This is a genomic window from Streptomyces sp. NPDC054975 (assembly GCF_053609105.1).
This window is the reverse complement of record NZ_JBSGWV010000008.1, coordinates 1-25,625: the sequence shown is the minus strand read 5'-3', so window position 1 is coordinate 25,625 and position 25,625 is coordinate 1. Positions and strand designations below refer to the sequence as shown.

The 25,625-nt window shown below is 72.4% G+C and carries 18 protein-coding genes; 5 read left to right on the top strand and 13 right to left on the bottom strand.

The window, feature by feature from the left end:
- Nucleotides 1–107 precede the first annotated feature (107 nt).
- Together ACWF79_RS11330 and ACWF79_RS11325 are read right to left on the bottom strand one after the other, a co-directional pair.
- Nucleotides 108–815, bottom strand: a complete 708-nt coding sequence (locus ACWF79_RS11330) for a LuxR C-terminal-related transcriptional regulator (RefSeq protein ID WP_453727832.1) — start codon at nucleotides 813–815, stop codon at nucleotides 108–110.
- Nucleotides 812–2,080, bottom strand: coding sequence for a PspC domain-containing protein (locus ACWF79_RS11325; protein ID WP_453727831.1), 1,269 nt, complete (start codon nucleotides 2,078–2,080; stop codon nucleotides 812–814). The genes ACWF79_RS11330 and ACWF79_RS11325 overlap by 4 nt, the downstream gene beginning before the upstream one ends.
- Nucleotides 2,081–2,251: 171 nt before the next feature.
- Between ACWF79_RS11325 and ACWF79_RS11320 the strand changes: the two genes are divergently transcribed.
- Entirely contained in the window at nucleotides 2,252–3,604 is a 1,353-nt protein-coding gene (locus ACWF79_RS11320) for a PspC domain-containing protein (RefSeq protein ID WP_453727830.1), read from the top strand.
- Complete coding sequence (locus tag ACWF79_RS11315; protein WP_453727829.1) at nucleotides 3,591–3,851, top strand: hypothetical protein; 261 nt, start codon at nucleotides 3,591–3,593, stop codon at nucleotides 3,849–3,851. Before ACWF79_RS11320 ends, ACWF79_RS11315 begins: the two co-directional genes overlap by 14 nt.
- On the opposite strand, the gene ACWF79_RS11310 is transcribed toward ACWF79_RS11315, so the two are convergent.
- The 4 genes from ACWF79_RS11310 to guaA form a co-directional block, all read right to left on the bottom strand.
- The gene (locus tag ACWF79_RS11310; protein WP_453727828.1) at nucleotides 3,761–4,306 is read right to left on the bottom strand and encodes a DoxX family protein; all 546 of its coding nucleotides are present in this window, start codon (nucleotides 4,304–4,306) and stop codon (nucleotides 3,761–3,763) included. The genes ACWF79_RS11315 and ACWF79_RS11310 overlap by 91 nt on opposite strands.
- 88 nt (nucleotides 4,307–4,394) lie before the next feature.
- Complete coding sequence (locus ACWF79_RS11305) at nucleotides 4,395–5,627, bottom strand: hypothetical protein (RefSeq protein WP_453727827.1); 1,233 nt, start codon at nucleotides 5,625–5,627, stop codon at nucleotides 4,395–4,397.
- 185 nt (nucleotides 5,628–5,812) lie between these two features.
- Nucleotides 5,813–6,613, bottom strand: coding sequence for a class II aldolase/adducin family protein (locus ACWF79_RS11300; RefSeq protein ID WP_453727826.1), 801 nt, complete (start codon nucleotides 6,611–6,613; stop codon nucleotides 5,813–5,815).
- 133 nt (nucleotides 6,614–6,746) lie between these two features.
- A complete protein-coding gene (guaA, locus tag ACWF79_RS11295; RefSeq protein ID WP_453727825.1) occupies nucleotides 6,747–8,348 on the bottom strand; it encodes a glutamine-hydrolyzing GMP synthase in 1,602 nt (533 codons plus the stop codon).
- Between the two features lie 323 nt (nucleotides 8,349–8,671).
- Between guaA and ACWF79_RS11290 the strand changes: the two genes are divergently transcribed.
- Nucleotides 8,672–8,962: a chorismate mutase gene (locus ACWF79_RS11290; protein ID WP_453727824.1), complete on the top strand. Its 291-nt coding sequence runs from the start codon at nucleotides 8,672–8,674 to the stop codon at nucleotides 8,960–8,962.
- 593 nt (nucleotides 8,963–9,555) lie between these two features.
- Here the strand turns inward: ACWF79_RS11290 and ACWF79_RS11285 are convergent.
- The 6 genes from ACWF79_RS11285 to ACWF79_RS11260 all read right to left on the bottom strand — a co-directional run bounded on the left by ACWF79_RS11285 (nucleotide 9,556) and on the right by ACWF79_RS11260 (nucleotide 22,229).
- Entirely contained in the window at nucleotides 9,556–11,370 is a 1,815-nt protein-coding gene (locus tag ACWF79_RS11285; protein WP_453727823.1) for a GMC oxidoreductase, read from the bottom strand.
- Nucleotides 11,371–11,410: 40 nt separating this feature from the next.
- Nucleotides 11,411–13,039, bottom strand: a complete 1,629-nt coding sequence (locus ACWF79_RS11280) for a succinic semialdehyde dehydrogenase (RefSeq protein WP_453727822.1) — start codon at nucleotides 13,037–13,039, stop codon at nucleotides 11,411–11,413.
- Nucleotides 13,040–13,193: 154 nt separating this feature from the next.
- Entirely contained in the window at nucleotides 13,194–14,834 is a 1,641-nt protein-coding gene (locus ACWF79_RS11275; RefSeq protein WP_453727821.1) for a serine/threonine-protein kinase, read from the bottom strand.
- 137 nt (nucleotides 14,835–14,971) lie between these two features.
- Nucleotides 14,972–17,734 (bottom strand): protein kinase, encoded by a 2,763-nt coding sequence (locus ACWF79_RS11270; RefSeq protein WP_453727820.1) that lies wholly within the window; start codon nucleotides 17,732–17,734, stop codon nucleotides 14,972–14,974.
- A gap of 164 nt (nucleotides 17,735–17,898) precedes the next feature.
- Nucleotides 17,899–20,244 carry a protein kinase domain-containing protein gene (locus ACWF79_RS11265; RefSeq protein ID WP_453727819.1) on the bottom strand — a complete coding sequence of 782 codons (2,346 nt, stop codon included), beginning with the start codon at nucleotides 20,242–20,244 and terminating at the stop codon, nucleotides 17,899–17,901.
- Between the two features lie 278 nt (nucleotides 20,245–20,522).
- Nucleotides 20,523–22,229 carry a glycerol-3-phosphate dehydrogenase/oxidase gene (locus ACWF79_RS11260; RefSeq protein ID WP_453727818.1) on the bottom strand — a complete coding sequence of 569 codons (1,707 nt, stop codon included), beginning with the start codon at nucleotides 22,227–22,229 and terminating at the stop codon, nucleotides 20,523–20,525.
- 226 nt (nucleotides 22,230–22,455) lie between these two features.
- Between ACWF79_RS11260 and ACWF79_RS11255 the strand changes: the two genes are divergently transcribed.
- The gene (locus tag ACWF79_RS11255; protein ID WP_453727817.1) at nucleotides 22,456–23,697 is read left to right on the top strand and encodes a nucleotide sugar dehydrogenase; all 1,242 of its coding nucleotides are present in this window, start codon (nucleotides 22,456–22,458) and stop codon (nucleotides 23,695–23,697) included.
- A 101-nt stretch (nucleotides 23,698–23,798) separates the two neighbouring features.
- On the top strand, nucleotides 23,799–24,290 hold the full coding sequence (locus ACWF79_RS11250; RefSeq protein ID WP_453727816.1) for a hypothetical protein: 492 nt from the start codon (nucleotides 23,799–23,801) through the stop codon (nucleotides 24,288–24,290).
- A 75-nt stretch (nucleotides 24,291–24,365) separates the two neighbouring features.
- Here the strand turns inward: ACWF79_RS11250 and ACWF79_RS11245 are convergent, their stop codons facing one another.
- Nucleotides 24,366–25,490 carry a GuaB3 family IMP dehydrogenase-related protein gene (locus ACWF79_RS11245; RefSeq protein ID WP_260229348.1) on the bottom strand — a complete coding sequence of 375 codons (1,125 nt, stop codon included), beginning with the start codon at nucleotides 25,488–25,490 and terminating at the stop codon, nucleotides 24,366–24,368.
- Nucleotides 25,491–25,625 lie beyond the last annotated feature (135 nt).

Sequence of the window (25,625 nt, the reverse complement as noted above, 5' to 3'; positions counted from 1 at the left end):
GGCGACCGGGTGGGGCGACACGCGGCGGGTGACCCGCGTGAGGTGGCCCGCGGGGGGCGAAGCTCGGGCGCGACGCGGATGGGCGCCCCCGAGCCGGCGCGAGTCCCTCAGACCAGTCGGCGGGCGGTCGCCCAGCGCGTCAGCTCGTGCCGGTTGGAGAGCTGGAGCTTCCGCAGGACCGCCGAGACATGGGACTCGACCGTCTTCACGGAGATGTAGAGCTGCTTGGCGATCTCCTTGTAGGCGTAGCCGCGGGCGATCAGCCGCAGCACCTCGCGCTCGCGCTGGGTCAACCGGTCCAGGTCCTCGTCCACCGGCGGGGCGTCGGTGGAGGCGAAGGCGTCCAGCACGAAGCCGGCGAGCCTGGGCGAGAACACCGCGTCGCCCTCCTGGACGCGGAAGATCGAGTCGACCAGATCCGTGCCCGTGATCGTCTTCGTCACGTAGCCGCGGGCGCCGCCCCGGATCACCCCGATCACGTCCTCCGCCGCGTCCGAGACGGAGAGGGCCAGGAACCGGACCGGGTCCTCGCTCGCCGCCATCAGGTTCGCGCAGCGCCGCAGCACCTCCACCCCGCCGCCGCCCGGCAGGTGCACGTCGAGCAGGACGACCTCGGGACGGGTCGCGGTGATCACCGTGACCGCCTGGTCGACATCGGCGGCCTCGCCGACCACCTCGACACCGGTGACGTCGGTCCGGCCGATCTCGGCCTGCACACCCGTACGGAACATCCGGTGGTCGTCGACGAGCACGACCCGCACCCGACGCTCCGTGCTCGGTGCCGCCGTCGTCCCGGTCCCGGTCTCGTCGCTCATCCGTCCGCCCTCTCCATCTCAAGCTCCACTTCGGTGCCCCCGCCCGGCACGGACCGCAGCCGGGCCGAACCGCCGTTGCGCTGCATCCGGCCGATGATCGATTCTCGTACGCCCATCCGGTCGTCGGGCACCGCGTCGAGGTCGAAGCCGGGCCCCCGGTCCCGCACGGAGACGAAGACCGTACGGCCCTCGACCTCCGCGTAGACCTGAACGGCCCCGCCCTCGCCACCGTACTTCGCGGCGTTGACCATCGCCTCGCGCGCGGCCTGCATCTGTGCGGCCAGCTTCTCGTCGAGCGGGCAGTCGCCCACGACGACGACCTCCAGAGGGACTCCGTGCTTGTCCTCGACCTCGGCGGCGGCCCGCTTGACCGCCTCCGCCAGGGTCTCGGGCTCCTCGCTCTCGTCCTTGCCGGTGCCCTCCGGCTTGTACAGCCAGTTCCGCAACTCCCGCTCCTGCGCCCGGGCGAGCCGACGCACCTCGCCCGGCTCGTCCGCGTTGCGCTGGATCAGCGTGAGCGTGTGCAGGACGGAGTCGTGGACATGGGCCGCCACCTCGGCACGCTCCTGCGCGCGGATGCGCATGGTCCGCTCCTCGGAGAGGTCCTGCGACATCCGGACCAGCCACGGCCCGGCGAGCAGGGCTATGCCGGTGAGGACGGCTATCGCCGCGGTCAGCGCCGTGCCCAGCTGGGCCGCCGAGCCCCGGACCACCATGAAGACGGTCAGCCCCATGCCGACGAGGGCGACGCCCGCGAACCCCCGGGCGAGCTGCAGTGCGCGCCGGCGGCGGCCGGCCTCGGTCCAGCTGGCCCGCCGGGCGTTGTCCGCCTGACGCCAGACGAGGACCACGCCGACGCCGATGAGGAGGATGGGCCAGACATAGCGGTCCGTCCGGTTTCCCCAGTCGATGTTGCCCGCGAAGATGGCGGCCCCGACGCCGAGCGCGATCAGCGCGAAGACCTGGCCCCGGTCGGGCTTGCGCAGTCGGCGCCGGCCGTCCGGGGTGGTCTCGAAGACCGGCCGGGGCGCTCTGCGGCCGCCGACACCGAGCGGCACGACGATCCAGAACACCGCGTACAGCAGTGCGCCGAGGCCGTCCGCGAGGAGCAGGACGACGAACAGCACGCGGACCCAGACCACGGGCAGTCCGAGATGTCCCGCGAGGCCGCGTGCGACACCGCCGAGCCACCGTCCGTCGGCGCTCCGGTAGAGCTTGCGCACGGGCGGTTCGTCGGTCTCTGTGACGCGGGCGGTTGCTGGCATGCACCGATCGTCACACGTCCGGCCCGGGCGGCACATCAGGGTCGGTCCCTGAGATCGCCCCTAGGAGGCAGCCCTGCGGAACCTCTCAGGGTGGAGGGGCCCCGGAATATCAGGGTCGGGCCAGGGTCGATCCCGGTGCCGCGGCGGGGCGGTGGCGGTCACCATGGACGCATGACGAGTTCGACGCCTTCTTCGCACGAGGCCCCGCCGCCGGCGGAGGCCTCACCCGTCGCACTCCTGCGCCGCTCGCGGCAGCACCGGGTCGTGGCCGGGGTGTGCGGTGGCCTCGGCCGGCACTTCGACCTGGATCCGGTGATCTTCCGTATCGCGATCGGCGTGCTGTCCGTGACCGGCGGGCTCGGGCTGATCTTCTACGGATTCGCGTGGCTGCTCATCCCGGTCGCGGACCAGGAGGAGAACGAAGGCCGCAGACTGCTCTCCGGCCGGGTCACCGGGTCCGCGCTCGCGGCCGTGCTGATGGCCCTGGTGGGCTGCGGCGTCTTCCTGTCGATGCTGCACAACGGCGGGATGCTCGCGTTCGCGATGATGCTGTCGATAGCGGTGTGCGGCGCGGCGGTCTGGTCCCAGCGGCGTGCGCAGGTCTCCTCCGGCGACGCTGAGGGCCGAGGGGACGCGGGCGCGGCGGCCGCCGTCGCGGACGCCCCGCCGGAGGCGAAGGCTCCGCCGCTGGTGGAGTTCCCGTCCTGGTGGAAGGACCCCATAGTCAAGGACGGCTCGACGGGGAAGATCGCCGTCGGCTATCTCTGGGGCCCGCACGGCGCGGACGCGGACGGCCGGCTCCCGAACGGCGAGGTCCCGGTGCCCGGCAGCCAGTGGGGCACGGACGAGTCGGCGGCCGAGCGGCGCCCGGAGGCATCCAGAGCCCCGCGCGGCCCGCGCTCCATCGGTGGCCCGGTCTTCCTCCTCGCGCTGCTCGCGGGCGGCCTCGGCACGGGACTGTCCTGGGAGACCCAGCCGTTCGGCACGAGCCTGCAGATCGGCCTGGTCGCCGCGCTGGTGGTGTTCGGCCTGGGGCTGGTGGTCAGCAGCTTCCTCGGGCGGACCGGGTTCGGCACGATCTTCCTGACGGTGGTCACGGCGGGCCTGCTCGCGGTGGCGGCGGCGCTGCCCAAGGAGATCTCCACGGAGTGGGTCCGTACGACGTGGAAACCGGCGTCGGTCGCCGCCGTCCAGCCCCGGTACGAACTGGGCACGGGCGTCGGCACGCTCGACCTGTCCACGCTCGCCGTCCCGGCGGGCACCACGGTCGACACCGAGGCGGAGGTCGGCGCCGGAAAGCTGGAGGTGGTCGTGCCGAAGAACGTCACGGTGAAGCTGCGGGCCCAGGTGGGCCTGGGCGATGTGCAGCTGCCGCAGCAGCGCCCCGAGGACATCGACATCGCGCCCGACCTCGACGAGAGCCGGACGCTGCCCCCGGAGGCGGGCACCACGCCCGGCGGGACGGTGAACCTCTCGTTGGAGATCGGTCTCGGACAGGTGGAGGTCACCCGTGCTGCTTCATGAGTTCCGACCCGGCCGGCTGATCGCCGGCGCGACCGCCCTCGCCCTCGGCGTGATGTACGCGGGGGACGCCGCGAAGACCTGGGAGATCCCCTGGTACGAGGTCGTCCCGGTCCTCTGCGGCGGACTGGGCCTGGCCGCCCTCGCGACCTGGGTCGCCTACCGGGTGCGTCGTCGTTCGGCGAGCAGGGCGTCGAGCGAGAAGTACGAGGCCCCGGCGAGCACGAGCGGGAGCCAGGCCATGAGATAGGCCAGGTCGTTCCCGTAGTAGTACGGGTTGGTCTGCCAGCTGACCGTCAGCCAGAGGCTCAGGGAGATCAGCGCTCCGCCGAGCGCGGCCACCCGGGCGAACAGGCCCAGGAGGGTCCCGATGCCGACAGCCAGCTCGCCGATGGCGATGGCGTGGCCGAAGCCGACGGGGCTCTTGAGCGCCAGGTCGACGAGGGCGGGGATGGCCGAGCCGTCCCGGACGCCCCGCATCATCTCGCCGATCGACCCGCTGCCGGTGTCGGACATGAAGGCGGAGTCGGTGAGCTTGTCGAGCCCGGCGTAGATGAAGGTGACCCCGAGGAATACGCGCAACGGCAGCAGCGCGTACCGCGACGCGGTCTCCTTCCAGGCGGCGACCCGGCCGGTCCCGCCCGAAGCCCCGGACACCCTGGACCCCCGGGACACTCCGGACGTTCTCTCGTTGCGCTGTGACATCGTCGGCCTGCCTCTCCACGCCACGGCCCGCAGAACCGATTGTCCCCGGACCCCCTCAGTCTGGATACGTGGGCAACGCCGAGAAGGTTCAGTCGACGACGTCGATGGTGACCCGATTGGTCTCCACGCCCGAGGCCGTCACCACCCACACCTCGACCCGCCCCGGCTCCACGTCCACGGGGAGCGGGACGGTCAGGGCCGAGTCCGTGGGGTTGGCGAAACCGCCCGGGACGGGGACCAGGGGGACGTGGGCGTGGACGGTGCCGACGCGCACGACCAGCCGGGTCAACGCGTCCGGGCTCCATGCCCCTGCCGGTACGAACCCCGCCCCCCGGATCTCGATGTCGTCGCCCGTGCGGATCGGGGCGTCCAGGTCACCGGCCTCGCGTGAGCGGACGACGGAGAGGATCGTGGGCCGGCCACCCTGGGTGCAGAGGGCGGCGAGGTAGCAGGCCGCCGCGACGGCGACGAGGAGCACGAGGCTCCAGGGCACCGCGGGCAGCCGGTCGGGGGCGCGCCCGAGCCGCACGGCGGCGAGCACGAGGGCGGCGCCGGAGGTCAGGACGTAGGCGACGTCGGTCAGGGTGGCGCGGCCGTTGTCGTCGCAGAGCAGGTCGGCGGCGCGTGGCCGGTCGGCGCGCACCTTCTGCATCCGCTGCCCGACCACCCGCCCCCACACGATCCGGCGGGCGGCGACGGCGACGGCCGCCGTCAGCGCGAAGACGGTGAGCAGTCCTGCGCCGTGGCGGATCCCGAGGCCGACGCGGTCGGCGTCGCCGGTGACCAGGCGCAGGGCGAGGAAGAGCACGCCGTAGACGGCGAGGAGCAGCCAGCCGGCGGCGACCGCGCGGGAGGTGGAGAGCCGGTTGTCCTCGCCGATCAGGGGGGCGAGGGCCCCGCCGCGCGCCTGGTGCGCATGGGCGGCGACGGTGAGGGGGACGGCGAGCGCGAGCGCGGCGACAAGGCCGGCCGTGCGCGCCCCGGTCCAGCCGGCGCCGATCGCGGTGAGCGCCTGCCCGAGGAGCAGGGCGACGACCCCGCCCCAGACGACGCCAAGGGTCGCGTACCGGACCCGCCGCAGCCAGGCCTCCCCCGCGCCGTGCCCGCGCGCCGTGACCGCGCGGGCCGACTGGGCGAGTGCGTCGGAGACCCACTGCCGCGAGGCACCGGGCGAGTGCGCGACGGCGGCGGGCACGCCCTCGCCGACGGCGAGTTCGTCCCGCCGGGCGAGGAAGGCGGCGACCGCACGCCGGTGACCCGCGCGCCCGCTCTCCGCACACCCCGCGTGGTCATGGCACTGTCTCGCCTCTTGCACCGCCACGGCGTTCACTTCCCCATCCGTCCGTCGACCGTCCGTCAACTGACCCCGTCCGTCAACTGACCCTTGAGTATGGGGAATTGTGCCGCACCGAAAAGCCTCCGGCCCGCTCCGAGCGCCCCGCGCGGGGGTGATTGAACCGTCATCACATTGACGTAAAGGACGTAAAGAGAGCTGAGGGCGCCGTCTTACGACAGGAGTTCGGGCTCCGCGCGGCTGATCCCCCTCCACAGCGGCTGGTAGTTGACCCAGGCGGCGAGGTCGGTGCCGAGCTGCTCGCGGGTGGCGACCGCCTCCTTGTGCCCGATCGGCACCGGTTTGCCCGCCGCCCGCGCGGTCAGCTGGACCTGGGCGCACCGCTCCATGGCGATGAACCACCAGGCGGCCGCGTCGACCGAGGTCCCGACGGTCAGCAGGCCGTGGTTGCGCAGCACGATCCCCTTGTACGGGCCGAGGGCGGTGGCGATCCGCCGCCCCTCCGCGCGGTCGACGGCGACACCGGTGTACGCGTCGTAGAGGGCATGGTCCTGGTAGAAGGCGCAGGCCTCCTGCGTGATCGGCTCGATCAGCTCGCCGAGGGCGGCGAGCGCCCGCCCGTACAGGGAGTGGCTGTGCGCGACGGCGACGACGTCGGGCCGCGCCCGGTGCACCTCGGCGTGGACGGCGAAGGCGGCCTGGTTGACGTGCGCGCCGCCCCGCACGACCTGCCCGTCCCCGTTGACCAGGACGAGGTCGCTCGCGGTCACCTCGGCGAAGGGGGCGCCGAAGGGGTTCACCCAGAAGCAGTCGGCGTACTGGGGGTCCCGGACCGTCACATGACCGGAGACGCCCTCCTCGTACCCGAACCGTCCGAAGAGCCGCAGTGCGCCCGCGAGTCTCCGCCTGCGGTACGCCCGCTCCTCCTCGACGGTGTCGTGCACGGGAGGCATCGCGACATGGAGCTGCTCGACGGGTACGGGCGAAGGGACGGGTGCCGGTGTCTCGCTCATGCGCGGGAAGGTAACGCCGGGTCCCGCAACTGACCAGACAGATCACACACCGAAGAAGCCGAAGAGGCCGAGGACGACGAAACCGCCGTCCCCGGATGGTGGGGGCGGCGGCTTCACACACGTACGGGAGCGACTACTCCCACTCGATGGTGCCCGGCGGCTTGCTCGTCACGTCGAGCACCACACGGTTCACATCGGCGACCTCGTTGGTGATCCGGGTCGAGATCTTCGCGAGCACGTCGTACGGCATCCGCGTCCAGTCCGCCGTCATCGCGTCCTCGGACGAGACCGGGCGCAGGACGATCGGGTGGCCGTACGTCCGGCCGTCACCCTGCACGCCCACGGAGCGCACATCGGCGAGCAGGACCACCGGGCACTGCCAGATCTCGCGGTCGAGACCGGCGGCCGTCAGCTCCTCGCGGGCGATGGCGTCGGCCTCGCGCAGCAGGTCCAGACGGTCCTTGGTGACCTCGCCGACGATCCGGATCCCGAGGCCGGGGCCCGGGAACGGCTGCCGCTGGACGATCTCCTCCGGCAGGCCGAGCTCCTGGCCGACCATGCGGACCTCGTCCTTGAACAGCTGGCGCAGCGGCTCGACGAGCTCGAACTCCAGGTCCTCGGGGAGGCCGCCCACGTTGTGGTGGGACTTGATGTTGGCCGTGCCGGTGCCGCCGCCGGACTCGACGATGTCCGGGTAGAGCGTGCCCTGGACGAGGAACGCGACGTCCTCGCCGTGGCCCGCCGACTCGGCGACGATCTCGGCCTGCGCCTGCTCGAAGACGCGGATGAACTCGCGGCCGATGATCTTCCGCTTCTCCTCGGGGTCGGAGACCCCGGCGAGCGCGGTGAGGAACCGCTCCTGCGCGTCGACGACCTTCAGCTGCACGCCGGTCGCGGCGACGAAGTCCTTCTCCACCTGCTCGGTCTCGCCCTTGCGCATCAGACCGTGGTCGACGTACACGCAGGTCAGCTGCGAGCCGATGGCCTTCTGCACGAGCGCGGCCGCCACGGCGGAGTCGACGCCGCCGGACAGACCGCAGATGGCGCGCTTGCCGCCGACCTGCGCGCGGATGGCCGCGACCTGCTCGTCGATGACGTTGCCGGTGGTCCAGGACGGCTCGATGCCGGCGCCCCGGTAGAGGAAGTGCTCCAGGATCTGCTGGCCGTGCGTGGAGTGCAGCACCTCGGGGTGGTACTGGACGCCGTACAGCTTCTTCTCGTCGTTCTCGAAGGCGGCGACCGGCACGACGTCCGTGGACGCGGTGACGGCGAAGCCCTCGGGGGCGGCGGAGCAGGCGTCACCGTGCGACATCCACACCGACTGCTCGGTCGGGGTGCCCTCGAAGAGGGTCGAACCGGCCTTGGAGACGTGCAGCGGGGTGCGGCCGTACTCGCGGGCGCCGTTGTCGTCGACGGTGCCGCCCAGGGTCTGGGCCATCAGCTGGAAGCCGTAGCACATGCCGAAGACGGGGATACCGGCCTCGAACAGGGAGCGGTCGAGGCGCGGGGCACCCTCCGCGTACACGGAGGACGGGCCGCCGGAGAGGATGATCGCCCTCGGCTTCTTGGCCAGCATCTCGGCCACCGGCATCGTGGACGGGACGATCTCGCTGTAGACCCGCGCCTCACGGACGCGACGGGCGATGAGCTGGGCGTACTGAGCGCCGAAGTCGACAACGAGGACTACGTCCGGGTTGGTGACGTCGGGCGCGGCAGCGGGAGTCGCTGATGACACTTCGGCGGCCTTCCGGCGGTAGGGGGGGTTCCCCCGAAGGGGGGCTCTTTGTCGATTCTACCGGCGCGCCGGTGTCACTTTTCGTCTCACCATCCGAACCCGGTTTGTCCCGGGCCCCGCGGCTGGGGCCATACTGTCCGCATGCGCAAGCTCACGACCTTCGTCTTTACCTATGGCACCGGCCCGTCCGGCTGCCATGGTCGTGCTGCTTGAGCTACTGACAAGCGACTTCCCAGGCGCCCCGGGCCGACAAGGCCCGGGGCGCTCTGTCGTTTCCGGGCCGTGTCGCTCCGGGGCATCCCACACGCACAAGGAGCCCCGACGTGACCACCACCACTCAGACGGAGAAGACCGGCGCCCGTACCGACGAGGCCGCCACGCTCATCGGCGACGCGCGCGAGCGGATCGACGCGCTCGACGACCGGATCATCGGCCTGATCCAGGAACGGATGGCCGTGTCGGCCCTGATCCAGGAGGCCCGGATCGGTTCGGGCGGCCGGCGCGTGAACCTCGCGCGCGAGATGGAGGTCCTCGGCCACTACAGGGACGCCCTCGGCAAGCCGGGCACGGCCCTCGCGATGACGATGCTGGAGCTCTGCCGGGGGCGCATTTGAGTGCCGTCCCGCATCTGAGTTCGGGCCCGCTCTCACCCGTACGGCGCGTGACCGGCTCCCGCACCCCTTCGTTGGTCCCGATGTCCGTGCCAGCCAGGGGCGGGCCCGAAAAAACCACGCGTGGCTTCGTTGGGGCGTGTGACGTACCGCAAGTACGTCGTGGGACCTCGCCCCAGCGCACGTGACCGGACGGCAGGGGACAGCAGCCCGGTCACCCAAAAGGGCGGTCGGCCCCGGGGACGCCCGGGGCCGACCGCAACCGGTCCAGAGTCCAGACGAACACCCCACACCTCCCGTCCCCTCCTCCCCACATGCCCCTCGCGGTGCACCCCCCGGCGCCGCGCTCCCCCTCGGCACCGCCGCTGCCCTGACACCGGTGCCGACCGCCAAGGGCCCCGTCGCGCGACCGGAATCGCGCCACGGGGCCCTTGCGCGCACCCCACACCGCCATGTGACGCGCGTCACATGACATTTCCAGGTTCGGCCTACAACCAATCCCCCTGGCCACAGGTCATGCATGCAGCACCACCCAGAAACTGGAGAGGCGCTGCACTCGGAGGGGGGTGCAGCGCCTCTTCCGTCTCCAGGTCCGGCTACGCCTTCTTCGGCGGAACCGCCGGCATCCCCAGGAACGGCAGCTTCAGCGCGCCGAACGCGTCCGCCGGGACCGTCGGCGCCTTCGGGGCGACGGCCGCGAGACGGACGTACGCCTCGCCCTGCCGGGGCCGCGGGTCCTCCTCGCCCTTGTTCGGCCAGAAGGACATCGCCCGCTCCGCCTGCGCCGTGATCGTCAGCGACGGATTGACGCCGAGGTTGGCCGAGACCGCCGCACCGTCGACGACCGAGATGCCCGGGTGCCCGAAGAGCCGGTGGTACGGGTCGATGACACCGGACTGCGCGTCCGCGCCGATCGGACACCCACCCAGGAAGTGCGCGGTGAGCGGGGTGCCCATCAGTTCGCCGATGTTGGAGCCCGCGAATCCGTTGATCTCCTCGGCGAGCAGGGACGCCGCCCGGGTCGCCTCGGGGATCTGGTTCGGGTTGGGCGCGCCGTGCCCCTGGCGGGCCGTGAGCAGGCCCTTTCCGATGCCGTCCGGCTTGCGGTACGTCGTCAGGGAGTTGTCCAGGGACTGCATGACGAGCCCGATGATCGTCCGCTCCGACCAGCGGCGGTTGGAGAGGGAGCGGGCGGCGAGGGTGGGGTGCTTGACGAGTTCCAGGAGCCAGTTCCGTACGCGATGGGCGCCGTAGGGCACCTGGAGGACGGTCATGCCGCCCATGGCGTTGGAGCCCTTGCCGTAGCGGACCGGCTCGATGTGGGTGTTCTCGTCGGGGTGGATCGAGGAGGTGATCGCGACCCCGCGCGTGAAGTCGACCTTCGCCGCGCCGTGCTTCTTCCGGTAGCGCCGGTCCGTGGTCTGGGAGCCGACGAGCGCCTCCGAATTGGTACGGGTCAGCTCGCCGAGCCGGGCCGAGATCCGGGGCAGAAGGCCGGAGTCCTTCATCCGGTGGAGCAGGGTCTGCGTGCCGTACGTACCGGCCGCGACGACGACCCGTCCGGCGGTGAACGTCCGGCCCTTCCCCTTCTTCTTGTTGTCCGTGGGCAGGGTCTTGACCGCGTACCCGCCCCGCGAGTCCTCCGTCAGGGCGACGACCGAGGTCATCGGGTGGACGACGGCGCCGGCCTTCTCGGCGAGGTGGAGGTAGTTCTCGTTCAGGGTGTTCTTGGCGCCGTGCCGGCAGCCCGTCATGCACTCGCCGCACTCGGTGCACGCCCTGCGCGACGGCCCGGCGCCGCCGAAGTACGGGTCGGCGACCTCCTCCCCCGGCTTGGCCTTCACCGCGCCTTCGGCGTCCTGCCCGTCGCCGAAGAAGACCCCGACCGGCGCCATGTGGAAGGTGTCGCCGATACCCATGGCCTGCGCGGTCGCCTTGAGGTGGACGTCCGAGGGGGTCATGGTCGGGTTGATCCGGACGCCCAGCATCCGCTTGGCCTGGTCGTAGTACGGGGCCAGCTCCTCCTGCCAGTCGGTGATGTCCTTCCACTGCGGATCGTTGAAGAACGGCGCGGGCGGTACGTAGAGGGTGTTGGCGTAGTTCAGAGAGCCGCCGCCCACGCCCGCTCCGGCCAGGACCATCACGTTGCCCAGCAGGTGGATGCGCTGGATGCCGTAGAGGCCGAGGGCGGGGGCCCAGAGGAAGTTCTTCAGGTCCCAGGAGTTCTTGGGCAGGTCGGCGCGGGTGAAGCGGCGGCCGGCCTCCAGGACGCCGACCCGGTAGCCCTTCTCGGTCAGGCGCAGGGCCGTGACGGAGCCACCGAAGCCGGAGCCGACGACGATGACGTCGTAGTCGTACGCCGCGTCCAGGGCGTCCTCGTCCTGATTTCGGGCAGGGGGTACCGCGGTCATGGCTCTCCTCGTACGAAACCGGTGTGAAGGGGCGGAGTTGTCAGCGCAGGCGCAGGGCCTTCATCGCCTTCAGGGACAGGCTCATGAACGCGGCGTACTTCTCGTCGTCCATGCCGAAGGACGGCGCGAGCGGGATCAGCCGCTGCTGGGCGACGGTCTGCGCCTCGGTGAACTTGAGGATGCCCTCCGAGCCGTGGCGCCGGCCGAGCCCGGAGTCCTTCATGCCGCCCATGGGCGCCTGCACGCTGCCGTACGCAGGCGCGTACCCCTCGTTGATGTTGACGGTGCCGGTGCGCAGCCGGGCGGCGATGGCGTGGCCGCGCCGGGAGTCCTTCGTCCAGACGGAGGAGTTGAGGCCGTACGGGGTGCCGTTGGCCAGCTCGACGACCTCGTCCTCGTCCTTGAAGCGGTAGATGGAGACGACCGGGCCGAAGGTCTCCTCGGTGCAGACGGCCATCGGGGCCTCGACGCCGTCGAGGATGGTCGGCTCGTAGAAGAGCGGGCCGATGTCGGGGCGGGCGACACCGCCGGCGACGAGCTTGGCGCCCTTGGCGACGGCCTCCTCGACGTGCCTGGTGACCGTCTCCAGCTGGCGCTCGCCGACGAGCGAGCCCATGTCGGCGCCGTAGGAGAGCGAGTTGCCGAGGCGCATCGCCTTCGTGCGGGCGGCGAAGCGGGCGACGAAGTCGTCGGCGACCGACTCGTGGACGTACAGCCGCTCGATGGAGATGCAGAGCTGTCCGGCGGAGGAGAAGCAGGCGCGGACGGCGCCGGCCGCGGCCTTCTCGATGTCGGCGTCCTCGAGGACCAGCATGGCGTTCTTGCCGCCGAGTTCGAGGGTCACGCCGACGAGCCGGGCGGCGGCGCCCTGGGCGACCTCGCGGCCGGTCCGGGTGGAGCCGGTGAAGGAGACGTAGTCGGCGTGCTTGACGACCTCGGGGCCGACGACCGGCCCCTCGCCGATGACGACCTGGAAGACCTCGGCGGGCAGCCCGGCCTCGATGAGCAGGTCACGGGCCCAGAGCGCGGTGAGCGCGGTCTCGGTGTCCGGCTTCATGACGACGGCGTTGCCGGCGACGAAGGCGGGCAGCGCGTCGCCGACCGACAGCTCCAGGGGGTAGTTCCAGGGCGCGATCATGCCGACGACCCCGCGCGGCTGGCGCAGCTCGGTGACCTTGGTGAGGGTCGGTACGACACCGGTGTGGCGCTTGGGGCGCAGGTAGGCGGGGGCCTTGCGGCCGTAGTGGCGGGCGGCGACGGCGACCGCCAGGACCTCCTCGTGGGCATGCAGCCTGGCCTTGCCGGTCTCCAGCTGAATGAGGTCGAGGACCTCGCCCTGGCGCTCGAGCATCAGGTCGTGGAAGCGGAGCAGCACGGCGGCGCGTGCCCTGGCGGGGGTCGCGGCCCAGGCGCCCTGGGCGGCGCGGGCGCGGGCGAAGGCCTCGGCGACGTCCTCGGGGGTGGACTCGGGCAGGTCGGCCAGCTTCTCCCCGGTGAAGGGGGTGTGGTTGGCGGTGCGGCCGGAACCGGCGACGCCGCGGGTGAGCTGGGCGACCACCTCGGGCGTCACGACGTCGGCGGCGGTGCGGGCACCGGCCGGCGAGGGCGCGAGGGGGTTCGTGCCGGGAGGGGCGGTGACCAGGGTGGTGAGTGCCTGCGAGTCCGTCATGAGGGCGAGAGTAGGCCGCGAACGGGGCTTTGGGTACCCGTCGGTAACGCGTTTTCACGGCGTGCGCACAATCGCGCCAGCGATCGCTGGCACATAAGCCCTGATCAGGGGCTTACGGTCGGGCGCACGTGCGATTGGCGGATTTCCCGCCCGCTCAGTCGACCTGCTCGCCCGGCGCCCGCCAGTGCCGCAGGACGATGTCGAACTGTTCCCGGGTGGTCTCCCAGCTCGACTCCGGCGAGGCCATGTAGATGGCGTACTCGGTGCCGTCGTCCGCGAAGTACAACTGGTCGATGGCGTGCCTCGGGCCCGGGAACTCCTGCCTCTCGTACCAGGTGAACTCCCACCGGGCGGAGCGGACCTGGTCACGGTAGGTGTTCTGGTTCAGCTTGATCTTCTTGTACTGCATGCGCTTCTTGAGAGTCTTCTCCAGGTCCAGCACGTGCACGTACGGGTTCTCGTAGTCGGGCGTGGGGTCGATGCTGATCCGGATCCTGTGGCGTCCGTTGTCCGGGGTGTAGTCGATGCTGTCGCCGTCGGACATCCGCTTCCAGCCGTCGGGGACGAGGAGGCTGAAGCCCTCGGGGTCGTCGACCCGGTGCCAGCCGGCCGGGACGGCGGGCGGGGTCTGCCCCGTCACGGCGGGGGTGGTGGCGCCCCGGCCGATGTCCTCGCCCTTGGCGACGCCGGAGTAGTTCATCGCGGCGAAGACGGCTCCACCGGCGACCAGACCGGCGAGGACGGCCGCCAGGACCGCCGTACGCCAGCGTCCCCGGCCACCCTTGGGCCCGGGACCGGCGGGTCTGGGCGCCACGGTGGGGGTGTGCCCGGACGGGGACGCGGGTGCGGCCGTGGACGCGGAGTCGTCCCCGGTCGGCATCGGGGTGGTGGCGGAGGTCAGCTCCTCGCGCCCCACGCGCTGCGTCGGTACGTACGCCTGCGCGGCCTCGGGGGTACGGCCCTCCATGGCGTCGAGCAGCATCCGCTCGGCCTCGTCGGCGCCCGGCCGGTCCGCCGGGTTCTTGCGGAGCAGCGCGACGATGACGGAGGCCAGCGGGCCCGCTTTCGCCGGGTGCGGGGGCTCCTCGGTCACGACCGCCTGCATGGTGCTGATCGGCGAGGTCCGCCGGAACGGCGAGGTGCCCTCCACCGCCGTGTACAGCGTGGCCCCCAGCGACCAGAGGTCCGAGGCCGGGCCGGGATCCCCGCCCCGTACCCGCTCCGGCGCCAGATAGTCGATGGAGCCGACGAGTTCGCCGGTCCGGGTGATCGTCGAGTCGCCCTCGATCGCCGCGATGCCGAAGTCGGTGAGCAGGACGCGTCCGTCGCGGGCCAGCAGCACGTTGCCGGGCTTGACGTCACGGTGCAGCACTCCGGCGGCGTGCGCGGCGCGCAGGGCCCCGAGGACGTGCAGCCCGATGCGGGCCCCCTCGCGGGGCTCGATCGTGCCGGCCTCCTTCGCCGCGTCCGCGAGCGAGGGCCCGTCGACGTACTGCATGACGATCCACGGGCGGTCGTCGTGCTCCAGGACGTCGTGGACGGTGACCACGCCCGGGTGGGTGATCCGCGCGGCGGCGCGGGCCTCCTTCTGCGTACGGGCGTGCAGCACGAGGCGGTCGGCCTCCGCGACGAACCGACCCGCCGTCAACTCCTTGACCGCCACCACCCGGTGCAGGACCTCGTCGTGCGCCCGCCAGACCTTGCCCATGCCGCCGCGACCGATGGTCTCGCCCAGCCTGTACCGTCCGGCCAGCAGCAGCCCCGTGCCCGTGTCCGTGCCCTGAGAATGTTCCACAGTCCCCCGCCCGTTCCTTCGGATGCCAGGTTACGGAGGGGGAGACGGGGGACGGAACCTCGGGGCTCGCAAAGGAACCGCACTGTGACCGGGCGGGGGCCCGGCCGGGCGTCGGTGAAGGGGCGGATGCGGCGGTTTCAGCGGGTGGCGCGGTAGGCCTTCACCGCCTGGTCGTAGATTTCCGACACCTTGTCGCGTTCGCTCTCCGGGCCGATGACCTGCACCACGTGGTAGCGGCCGGCCTCGATCAGGGCGAGGTTGCGGACGAAGACCTCACGCCCCGTGGTGTCCTGCCAGGTGAACTGGCCCACCGCCATGGCCTGCTGCCCCACGTCGATCCGGCGCAGACCGGAGGCGCTGGACCAGGAGGAGTCCCGCCACGGCTGGAGCTCGCGCTCCTTGGTGCGCTGGTACGCCATCGGGTCCGAGCCGTTGGCCTGCACGGTGTCCCGCCCCGGGACGACGATCAGGGTGAAATCGCCGCCCGTGTAGCGGACTTGTCCGGCGTCGTTGATCGGGCTGCGCCGCCATCCGTCGGCGACACCGACCTCGAAGCCCTCCGGGTCCTTGCGGAGGGTGTACCCGGCGGCGAGGGCGGGTGCCCCGGGAGTGGTGGCCGGCGGGGTGGTCTTGGCGGCGCTGGGCTTGGAGGTGGGCGTCGCGCTCGGCCTGGCGCTGGGCGTCGGGTTCGGCTTGTCGCTCGGTCCGGCCGAGGGTGTGACGGTCCGTCCGGAGGGCCCTTGGCCCTCGGCGCCGTCCTTGGGCATGAACAGCACGGCGTACGCGACGGCCCCGACCAGCAGAAGCATCACGAGCAGGAGGAGCGTCAGACCGAGTGCGCGCGGGGAACGCGCTCCTCCGCCCGCGCCGCGCGGGGCCCTGGGTGCGCGGGGCGCGCGCTGCGGAAGCTCCTCGTGGAAATGCTCCTGCGGGAACTCCTGGCGCTGTTCGTACCGCCTGCTCCGGGCCCGTCCTTGCACGTCGTCGTACCGCTCGCCCTGCCGTACGGCGGCCTGAGGCTCGTCGTGGGCGACGACGTCCTGCCGGCTCCTGCCCTTCCGGTGGCGATGGCGGCCGCCCGCCGCTCCCCCTCGGCGCCTGCGCACCAGCTCGCCACGGCGCCGCACGATGGGCAGCTTCGTGGCGTCGACGGACGGCAGCGGTATGACCCCCACGCCCGCGTCCGGCTCCGGGGCGGAACGGACGAGGGAGCGGAGCCAGCCGCTCAGCTCCTCGAAGTCGGGGCGCTCGGTGGGGTCCTGACGCAGCAGGGACTCCACGACGGGCCGCAGCGGGCCGCACTCCTCGGCGAAGGCCGGGGGCTCGGCGCAGACCAGCTGGACGAGTTCGGCGGCGCTGTCCTCGGGGTACGGGGCGTGGCCCTGGACGGCGCGGTAGAGGAGCGCGCCGAGCGCCCAGAGGTCGGTGGCGGGGCCGATGGGCGGGGCCAGGCGCCAGTTCTCGTGGACCGGTCCCGCCTGCTCGGGCGCCCAGCGCTCGGTGACCGCTCCGACGACGGCGATCCGTGCCTGGCGGGCCCGTTCGGCCGCGAGCCGGGTGGCCGGGCCTCGGTAGACGGGCAGGGAGGCGTCGCCCGACGCGGAGGCCCCGTCCCAGCCGCCGGAGGCCGGTGCGGGGACGCGGGCGGGGTTGGGGGCCTGGTCGGCGTTCGGGTCCGGGAGCTGCGCCGGGGTGTAGCCGGCCGGGAGCGCGGGCAGCGCGGGGCCTCCGCCGCCTGCGGGGACGGGTGCTGAGGCGTCGCGCGAGGCGTGCGGGCCGTCGCTCCAGCTCCCGGCGAGCATCGCACGGGTCGGGCCGCCGCCTTCGCTCCCGTACCCCTTGCGGTACGGCGCCGGGTACTCGTCGTCGGCGTCGTCCTCGTCCTCGTCGTCCCCGGTCTGGGACCACCAGTGCGGCTCAGGCCCGAGGCCCTGCGCGGGTACGGGGGCGGGCGCGGGCGGCATCGGGTGGGGCGGGGCGAGGGGTTCGGACTCCGGGGCTTCGGGGGCTTCGGGGGCCTGCGGGGCTTCGGGGTCTTCGGGGGCTTCCGGGGCCGGCTCGGGGGTCGGGCGCTGCACCGGCACGACGCCGGTCTCGCCGATGTGCGCGGCGGCGCGGGCACCCGCCCGGTACGCGGCGATGGCGTCCGCGCGGACGGCCCGTACGTCGGCGGCCGGTGCGGCGGCGCCCGCAGGGAGTTCGGGCCGCGCGAGAGGTTCGCCCGCGAGGGCGCCCGTACTCGTACCCGTATACGCATCCGGGTCCGTGCCCGGGTCCGTCGGCTCGTCCCCGTCGCCGTCGTCGGTGAACGGCACCGGCGCGTAGCCGCACAGGGCCTCCTCCGCCGCGCCCGCCGCGAGCCCGGTCAGCACCACGCGGCCGTCGTCGCAGACGAGCACGGTCCGTGGGGTGATGTTCCGGTGGGTCCAGCCGTGCGCGTGCAGGGCGCGGAGGGCGGTGAGGACGTCCGAGCCGATCTCCGCCGCGCGGTACGGGCTCAGCGGCCCTTCGGCGAGCAGCGCCGCGAGCGGCGTGGCCACGACCAGTTCACTCACTATCCACAGCGAACCGGCCTCCGCGAACACGTCGAAGACCTGGTCGAGGCGGGGATGGTCCGGGATCTGGGCGGCGGCCTGGGCCGCCTCGACCGCGCGTCGCACCGCCGGGTCGGCGGGCCGCCGGGTCGCCCGGCCGGAACTCGCCCCGTGCGGGGCGTATCCGCTGCCGTCCTCGTCGACGACCTCGGCGTCGATCACCTCGGGCAACGGCACCTGGTGGACCAGGACTTCCTGGCCGCTGTACGTGTCGAAGGCGCGGGTCTCGACGAGTTCGTACGCGTCCTGCGGAGGTACGGGCAGGCGATAGCGGTCGGCGAGCACCCTTCCCGCGTAGTCGTCCACGACGCCTCCCCACCGAGCGCGCTGTCCCCCGGGTCGCACGGATCCCGCTCAGCTCATGAATCGCACGGACCGCGCGAAACCGTCAGTTCCGGTCCTGGACCGTACAGTTGGCGATTGTTTTCGGCTTCGTACGGTCCACGACCTCTCACGATACGTGGCGCCTGTCAGTCCTTGGGGCTGAACGTGGCGAACGCCGTGTTCCGCAGCGTCGTGCACGCGGCGCCGTTCCACTCGTCCGACTTGCAGGTGATCATGATCGAGTAGCCGTGGGTGGCGTCGACCTTGAAGCCCCGGTTGAGTATCCGGACGCGCATGCCCTTCTCGTTGCGCTCGAACTCCCAGTCGGCGACCGTCGGGTACCCCTTGTACGGGACGCCCTTGATGCTGATGTGCCGGTAGCCGTTGCTGCTGCTGGAGACGGCGGCCACGGCCGCGGTCCACGCGGCGACCGCGTCGTCCTTCGGGGAGTCGTTGTAGTCGACCTGGACGCGCGGGTATCCACCGTCGGCGTTGAAGATCCCGCCCGAGTTACGGCCCGCTATGCCGTTGAGCTTGAACGTGGACGGCATCGCCATGGTGAAGTGGAACCGGCTGTTCGTCACCGTGGTGTAGCCGGGGGGCAGCTGCGCCCCGGGCGCGCCGGTGTCGGGCTTCCCGGAGGGCGTACCGCTCTGCCCGGCCGAGTCCGCCCCGGAGCCCGGGTCGGTCGGATTCTCGCTGCCCTGCTGACCGGGGTCGCTCGGGGTCTGGCCCTTGCCCTGCGTGGTGGTGTCGCCGTTGCCCGCCGTGGCGCCGGCGGTGGTCGCCTTGTCGGAACCCTTGCCACCGCCCTTGGTGTCCTTGCCGTCCTCACCGCCGCCGAGCGCGACGGCCAGGATGGTGCCGAGCAACGCGAGGACGACGACGCCCGCGATGATGACGAGCGTGCGGCGCGGCACCACGTCGGTGAGCGAGGCACGCGGCTGGAGCGGCCTGTTCGAACCGTGGATCGGCTCCGGCTTCGGCCGCTGCTCGGACCGCGCCGTGACGGCCGCGTTCCGTACGGACTTCAGCGCACCGAACACCCGCTCGGCGCCCACGTCCGGAGTCCTCTCCCGCGCGGCGGCCGTCGGCGGCACCGGGGGAACCGGGGGCAGCGGCACGACCCTGGTGGCCTCGGCCGACGGCTCCGGCTCGACGACCGGCGCGGGCGCGTCGAGCACGGCGCGGAGCAGCACGCGCGCGCCGGCGTCGTCGAGCCGCTGCGCGGGGTCCTTGGCCAGCAGGCCGTAGATGACCTTCTCCAGGAGCGGCCCGGCGTTCTTCGGCGGGTCGACGGGCTCGGTCATCACGGCGGTGAGCGTCGCGATCGCGGAACCCTTGTCGTACGGCGGGCTGCCCTCCACGCTCGCGTACAGCAGTCCGCCCAGCGACCACATGTCGGCGGCGGGGCCGGGCTTGTGGCCACGGGCCCGCTCGGGCGAGATGTAGGAGGGCGCGCCGACGAGCATGCCGGTGGAGGTGATCGACGGGTCGCCCTCGACCTGCGCGATGCCGAAGTCGGTGAGGACGACCCGGCCGTCCTCGGCGATCAGGACGTTCGACGGCTTCACGTCGCGGTGCAGGATGCCCTGGCGGTGCGCGGAACGGAGCACGTCGAGGATGGCGAGGCCGACCTCGGCGGCGCGGTGCGGGGTGAGCGTGCCGTCCTCACGGACTGCGTCGGCGAGGGACTTGCCCTCGATCAGCTCCATGACGATCCACGGCCGGTCGTCCTCGTCTACGACGTCGTAGACGGTCACGGCGCCGTTGTTACGGATCCGGGCGATGGCCTTCGCCTCGCGCAGCGTCCGGGTGATGAGCCGTCGCTTCTCGTCCTCGTCGATGCTGTTGGGGAAGCGGAGCTCCTTGACGGCCACGGTCCGGCCGAGGGTCTCGTCGACCGCACGCCACACGGTGCCCATGCCGCCGCGCCCGAGCACCCCGTCGAGCCGGTACCGCCCGGAGAGCAACCGCCCCTCGGCCGTCACCCCACCGCTGGCGCCGGCCCCGGACTTCCGCAGCCCGACCCCACCACGGGCGCCCGGCACGTCGGCCTTCGCCGCTCCCGCGGGCTTCGCCTCGGCTCCCGCGGCCTTCTCCGGCGCAGGCGCCTTCTCCGCGTCGCCAGGCGCCGCCTCGGCTCCCGTGGCCTTCTCCGACCCGGGCGCCTTCTCCGCTCCCGGCTTCGCCTCGGCTCCCGGGGTCTTGTCCGACGCGCGCGCCTTCTCCGGCTCAGGCGTCTTCTCCGACGCAGGCGCCTTCTCCGCGTCGCCGGGCGCGGCCTCGGCCGCGTCGGCGGTCACGGCCGCCTCCGTACCGGCGGCAGTACCCTCCGCCGCGCCCGCGTCCGTGTCCGTGCCGGACTTCGCGTCCTGCTCCGCCTCACGTGCCGCGGGAACCACACCTCGGTCGCCGTCGGTTCCGGCACCCGCGCCGGCGTCCCGCCGAGGGTCCCGCGCCGTGTCCCGCGACTGCTCCGCCTCCGACATGCGTCCCCTCTGCGATCCCTGATCTTCGCCCGCGTCGGCCGCTTCCCGCGCGATGCGGTAACCCGCCCTGGAAGAGAGCCCATTGTCTCTCACCCTGGGACCGATCCCGCCCGCGGGTCCGCACTCCGAGAGGGCGGCCCGGCGGGAAAGCGCTCCCACCCTGACACCCGACGCCGGCACACCCCCCTCGGGTTCCGCACCCGTACGAACAGGATGCCGCACCCGGCTCTCAACGTCCCCTCGCGGACGCGGAGTTCGTCCCGGACCGCCCGAACGGCTCAGATCGGCACGATGTCCGGGGCCCCGAGCCGCGCCGCGTCCGCCGTCAGGTCGTCCGGCTGCCGCTGCGACTCACGCTCCGCCTCCACCCGCTTCTCGTAGTGCTCCACCTCCTTCTCGATCTGGCGCTCGTCCCAGCCGAGCACGGGCGCCATCAGCTCGGCGCACTCCCGCGCGCAGCGCGTCCCGCGGTCGAAGGTCTCGATGGAGATCCGGGTCCGTCTGGTCAGGACGTCGTCCAGGTGCCGGGCGCCCTCGTGGGAGGCCGCGTAGACGATCTCGGCGCGCAGATAGTCGTCCGCTCCCGTCAGCGGCTCGGCGAGACCGGGGTCGGCGGCGATGAGCTCCAGGATCTCCTCCGTCAGCGCACCGAACCTGTTGAGCAGATGCTCCACGCGCACCACATGGAGGCCGGTCCGGGCGGCGATCCTGGCCCTGGCGTTCCACAGGGCCTTGTAGCCCTCGGCGCCCAGGAGCGGGATGTCCTCGGTGACGCAGGAGGCGACCCGCTGGTCGAGCGCGTGCACGGCCTCGTCGACGGCGTCCTTGGCCATCACCCGGTAGGTGGTGTACTTCCCGCCGGCCACGACGACGAGGCCGGGGACCGGGTGCGCGACGGTGTGCTCGCGCGAGAGCTTGCTCGTGGCGTCCGACTCGCCGGCCAGGAGGGGCCGCAGGCCCGCGTACACGCCCTGGACGTCGTCCCTGGTGAGCGGCGTCGCCAGGACGCTGTTCACATGCTCAAGGAGATAATCGATGTCGGCGCTGGAGGCGGCCGGGTGGGCCTTGTCCAGATCCCAGTCGGTGTCGGTGGTGCCCACGATCCAGTGCCGCCCCCACGGGATCACGAACAGCACGGACTTCTCGGTCCGCAGGATCAGTCCGGTGTTGGAGTGGATCCGGTCCTTGGGTACGACCAGATGGATGCCCTTCGAGGCCCGTACGTGGAACTGGCCCCGCTCCCCGATGAGCGCCTGGGTGTCGTCCGTCCACACCCCGGTCGCGTTGACGAGCTGCTTCGCGCGGATCTCGTACTCCCCGCCCGCCTCGACGTCCTGCACCCGGGCGCCCACCACCCGTTCGCCCTCGCGCAGGAAGCCGACGACCCGCGCGCGGCTGGCGACCTTCGCGCCGTAGCTCGCGGCCGTGCGCACGAGTGTGGTGACGAAACGGGCGTCGTCCATCTGGGCGTCGTAGTACTGCAACGCGCCGACCAGGGCGTCCTTCTTCAGGCAGGGGGCGACCCGCAGGGCGTTGCGACGCGAGAGGTGGCGGTGCACCGGGAGTCCTCGGCCGTGGCCGGAGGAGACCGACATCGCGTCGTACAGCGCGACGCCCGAGCCTGCGTAGAGCCGCTCCCAGCCCTTGTGCTGCAAGGGGTAGAGGAAGGGGACGGGCTTCACGAGGTGGGGCGCGAGCCGCTCCAGGAGCAGGCCGCGCTCCTTCAGCGCCTCCCGCACGAGCGCGAAGTCCAGCATCTCCAGATAGCGCAGGCCGCCGTGGATCAGCTTGCTCGACCGGCTGGAGGTGCCGGAGGCCCAGTCGCGGGCCTCGACGAGGCCCGTGGAGAGTCCTCTCGTGACCGCGTCGAGGGCCGTCCCCGCGCCGACCACTCCGGCACCCACGACCAGCACGTCCAGTTCCCGCTCGGCCATCGTCGCGAGCGCCTCGGCGCGCTCGGCCGGTCCCAGTGTCGCTGTCCTCACCGCTGCCTCCCGTCGTCCCCCCGCGTGATCGGGCTCACAGACTCGATTCTGTCCCGGCCCTCCGACTTCAGCCACCGCCTGTGGATAACACTCGGCGACCTTTGACCCAGCAATACGGCATATCGGTCATATTTACGCCTAGTCTGACATTGCACTCGCCCCGTTCTGTCCACAGGGCTTGCGCGTCTCGTCCCCTCCGGCTACTGGGAAGGACGGCCCACCCCCCATGCCCGCTGATCTCGCCGTCATCGGCCTCGGCCACCTCGGACTCCCCCTCGCCCAGGCCGCGATCGCCGCCGGCATCGACACCATCGGTTACGACACCGATTCCCGGCCCGTCGCCGAACTCGCCGCCGGCCGCCCTCCGGTCGACGGCTCGCTCACCGCCTCGGAGATCCGCCGGATGGTCTCGGCGGGCTTCCGGCCCACCACCAACCCGGCCGAGCTCGGCCGGGTCCGTACCGCCGTCATCTGTGCCCCGACCCCGCTCGGCCCGGACCGGACCCTCGACCTCACCGCCATGGTCGACGCGGCCCGCGCCCTCGCCGCACGCCTGCGCCCCCACACGACGGTGCTCCTCGAATCGCCGGTGCACCCCGGCACCACCGAAGGTGTGCTGCGGGACCTCCTGGAAGAGGGCTCCGGGCTGCGCGCGGGCCGCGACTTCCATCTGGCGTACTCCCCCGGCCGGCTCGACCCCGGAAACCGCGCGCACGGCTTCGCGGGCACCCCGAAGGTCATCGGCGGCCTCACCCCCGCCTGCACGGAGTCCGCCGCCGCCTTCTACGGCCGGATCACCGACAAGGTGGTACGCGCGCGTGGCCCGCGCGAGGCCGAGACGGTCAAGCTCCTGGAGACCAACTTCCGGCACGTCAACATCGCGCTCGTCAACGAGATGTCGGTGCTCTGCCACGACCTCGGCGTCGACCTCTGGGACGTCATCCGCTGCGCCGAGACCAAGCCCTTCGGCTTCCAGGCCTTCCGCCCGGGCCCCGGCGTCGGCGGCCACGGCGTCCCCGTCGACACCATCGGCCCGCACCGCCCGCTGCGCATGGTCGAGCTGGCGACCCAGGTCAACGACCGCATGCCGCAGTACGTCGTCCAGCGCTGCGCGACGCTCCTCAACGAGCACGGCAAGTCGGCGCGGGGTGCCCGGGTGCTTCTGCTGGGCATCACGTACAAACCCGATCTCGCCGACCGCGAGAGCTCCCCGGCCGACGAGATCGCCCGCCGCCTGATGGACCTCGGCGCCGTCGTCAGCTACCACGACCCGCACGTCCTGGACTGGCGCGTGCGCGACCTCCCGGTCCCCCGCGCGGACTCCCTCTACGAGGCCGCCGCCCAGGCCGACCTGACGGTGCTTCTGCAACACCACCGCACGTACGACCTCCAAGGCCTGGCGGTGAAGGCCCAACTCCTCCTCGACACCCGCGGCGCCACCCCGGCGGGCGCGGCCCACCGGCTCTGAGCCCCGCGAATCCCCCAGGCGCGCTGTCGGAGCGGGCTGCTAGTCTCCGGGCTCTTCTCTCGCACAACCGTGCGTGTACGTGTCCCTGGGGGATCAGCACCATGTCTCAGCCCGTTCCGCCGCCCGGCAACCCCTTCGCCGACGGCGCCGCACCCACCCCGTACCCGGCCGCCCCGCCGCCCGCCCCGGCGCGCAACAACGTGGGCCTGGGCCTGGTGGCCGCCCTGGTCGCCGCGCTCGTCGCCGCCGGCGTCTACGGCGGAATCGCCGGCGCCATCGAGCGGGAGATCGGCTGGGCCGCCATCGGCGTCGGTTTCCTCATCGGCTTCGCCGCCTCCAAGGCCGGCGGCTCGAACCCGGTCCTGCCGGTGGTCAGCGCCGTGCTCGCCGTCGGCGCCGTCTACCTCGGCCAGATCCTCGGCATCGCGATCATCGGCGGCAAGGAGCTGGGCGTCCCGGTGACGGAGATGTTCTTCGAGAACTTCTCCCTGCTGACCGACGTGTGGAACGAGGGCAAGGACTTCATGACGTTCGTCTTCCTCGCCGTGTCCGCCGTCGCCGCGTTCGGTGGAGCCCGGCGCGCCGGCCGCTGACACAACGCCACCACGCGCACGTGAAGGGCCCCGCACCACCCGGTGCGGGGCCCTTCACGTGCGTACGAGAACGCGTCAGCGCTTGTGCTGCGAGTCCGCGACCGTGACCTCGACGCGCTGGAACTCCTTGAGCTCGCTGTAGCCCGTCGTCGCCATCGCGCGGCGCAGGGCGCCGAAGAAGTTCATCGAGCCGTCCGGGATGTGCGACGGACCGGTGAGGATCTCCTCGGTCGTCCCGACGATGCCCAGGTCGACCAGCTTGCCGCGCGGCACGTCCTCGTGGACGGCCTCCATGCCCCAGTGGTGGCCCTTGCCCGGCGCGTCCGTGGCACGGGCCAGCGGGGAACCGATCATGACCGAGTCGGCACCGCAGGCGATCGCCTTCGGCAGGTCGCCCGACCAGCCCACGCCGCCGTCGGCGATCACGTGCACGTACCGGCCGCCGGACTCGTCCATGTAGTCGCGGCGGGCCGCGGCCACATCGGCGACCGCGGTCGCCATCGGGACCTGGATGCCGAGCACGTTGCGCGTGGTGTGCGCCGCGCCGCCGCCGAAGCCGACCAGGACACCCGCCGCGCCGGTGCGCATCAGGTGCAGGGCCGCGGTGTACGTGGCGCAGCCGCCGACGATGACCGGGACGTCGAGCTCGTAGATGAACTGCTTGAGGTTCAGCGGCTCGGCCGCGCCCGAGACGTGCTCGGCGGAGACCGTGGTGCCGCGGATGACGAAGATGTCCACGCCGGCGTCGACGACGGCCTTGGAGAACTGCGCGGTGCGCTGCGGGGAGAGCGCGGCGGCGGTGACGACACCCGAGTCGCGCACCTCCTTGATGCGCTGCCCGATCAGCTCCTCCTTGATGGGAGCCGCGTAGATCTCCTGCAGACGGCGGGTCGCGGTGGCCTCGTCCATCTCGGCGATCTCGTCGAGCAGCGGCTGCGGGTCCTCGTACCGGGTCCACAGGCCTTCGAGGTTCAGGACGCCGAGGCCGCCCAGCTCGCCGATGCGGATGGCGGTCTGCGGCGACACGACCGAGTCCATGGGGGCGGCCAGGAAGGGGAGCTCGAAGCGGTAGGCGTCGATCTGCCAGGCGATCGAGACCTCCTTCGGGTCCCGGGTGCGCCGGCTCGGTACGACGGCGATGTCGTCGAACGCGTACGCCCTGCGGCCGCGCTTGCCGCGCCCGATCTCGATCTCAGTCACGATGTGTGGCCTTTCCCTCTACGTCTGCGCCTACCAGTATCCCCGACACACGCGCGTGGGGGGGGGGGGGGCCCCAACCGCGCCCCCCCCCCCCCCCCCCCCCGGGGTCTTACGGGTGTTGTTTTGGGGCCCCCC

Bases quoted from the DNA above. Each gene is read 5' to 3' on its own strand.
- ACWF79_RS11330 (WP_453727832.1), bottom strand. From the start codon at position 815: ATGAGCGACGAGACCGGGACCGGGACGACGGCGGCACCGAGCACGGAG.
- ACWF79_RS11325 (WP_453727831.1), bottom strand. From the start codon at position 2,080: ATGCCAGCAACCGCCCGCGTCACAGAGACCGACGAACCGCCCGTGCGC.
- ACWF79_RS11320 (WP_453727830.1), top strand. From the start codon at position 2,252: ATGACGAGTTCGACGCCTTCTTCGCACGAGGCCCCGCCGCCGGCGGAG.
- ACWF79_RS11310 (WP_453727828.1), bottom strand. From the start codon at position 4,306: ATGTCACAGCGCAACGAGAGAACGTCCGGAGTGTCCCGGGGGTCCAGG.
- ACWF79_RS11300 (WP_453727826.1), bottom strand. From the start codon at position 6,613: ATGAGCGAGACACCGGCACCCGTCCCTTCGCCCGTACCCGTCGAGCAG.
- ACWF79_RS11285 (WP_453727823.1), bottom strand. From the start codon at position 11,370: ATGACCGCGGTACCCCCTGCCCGAAATCAGGACGAGGACGCCCTGGAC.
- ACWF79_RS11280 (WP_453727822.1), bottom strand. From the start codon at position 13,039: ATGACGGACTCGCAGGCACTCACCACCCTGGTCACCGCCCCTCCCGGC.
- ACWF79_RS11265 (WP_453727819.1), bottom strand. From the start codon at position 20,244: ATGTCGGAGGCGGAGCAGTCGCGGGACACGGCGCGGGACCCTCGGCGG.
- ACWF79_RS11255 (WP_453727817.1), top strand. From the start codon at position 22,456: ATGCCCGCTGATCTCGCCGTCATCGGCCTCGGCCACCTCGGACTCCCC.
- ACWF79_RS11250 (WP_453727816.1), top strand. From the start codon at position 23,799: ATGTCTCAGCCCGTTCCGCCGCCCGGCAACCCCTTCGCCGACGGCGCC.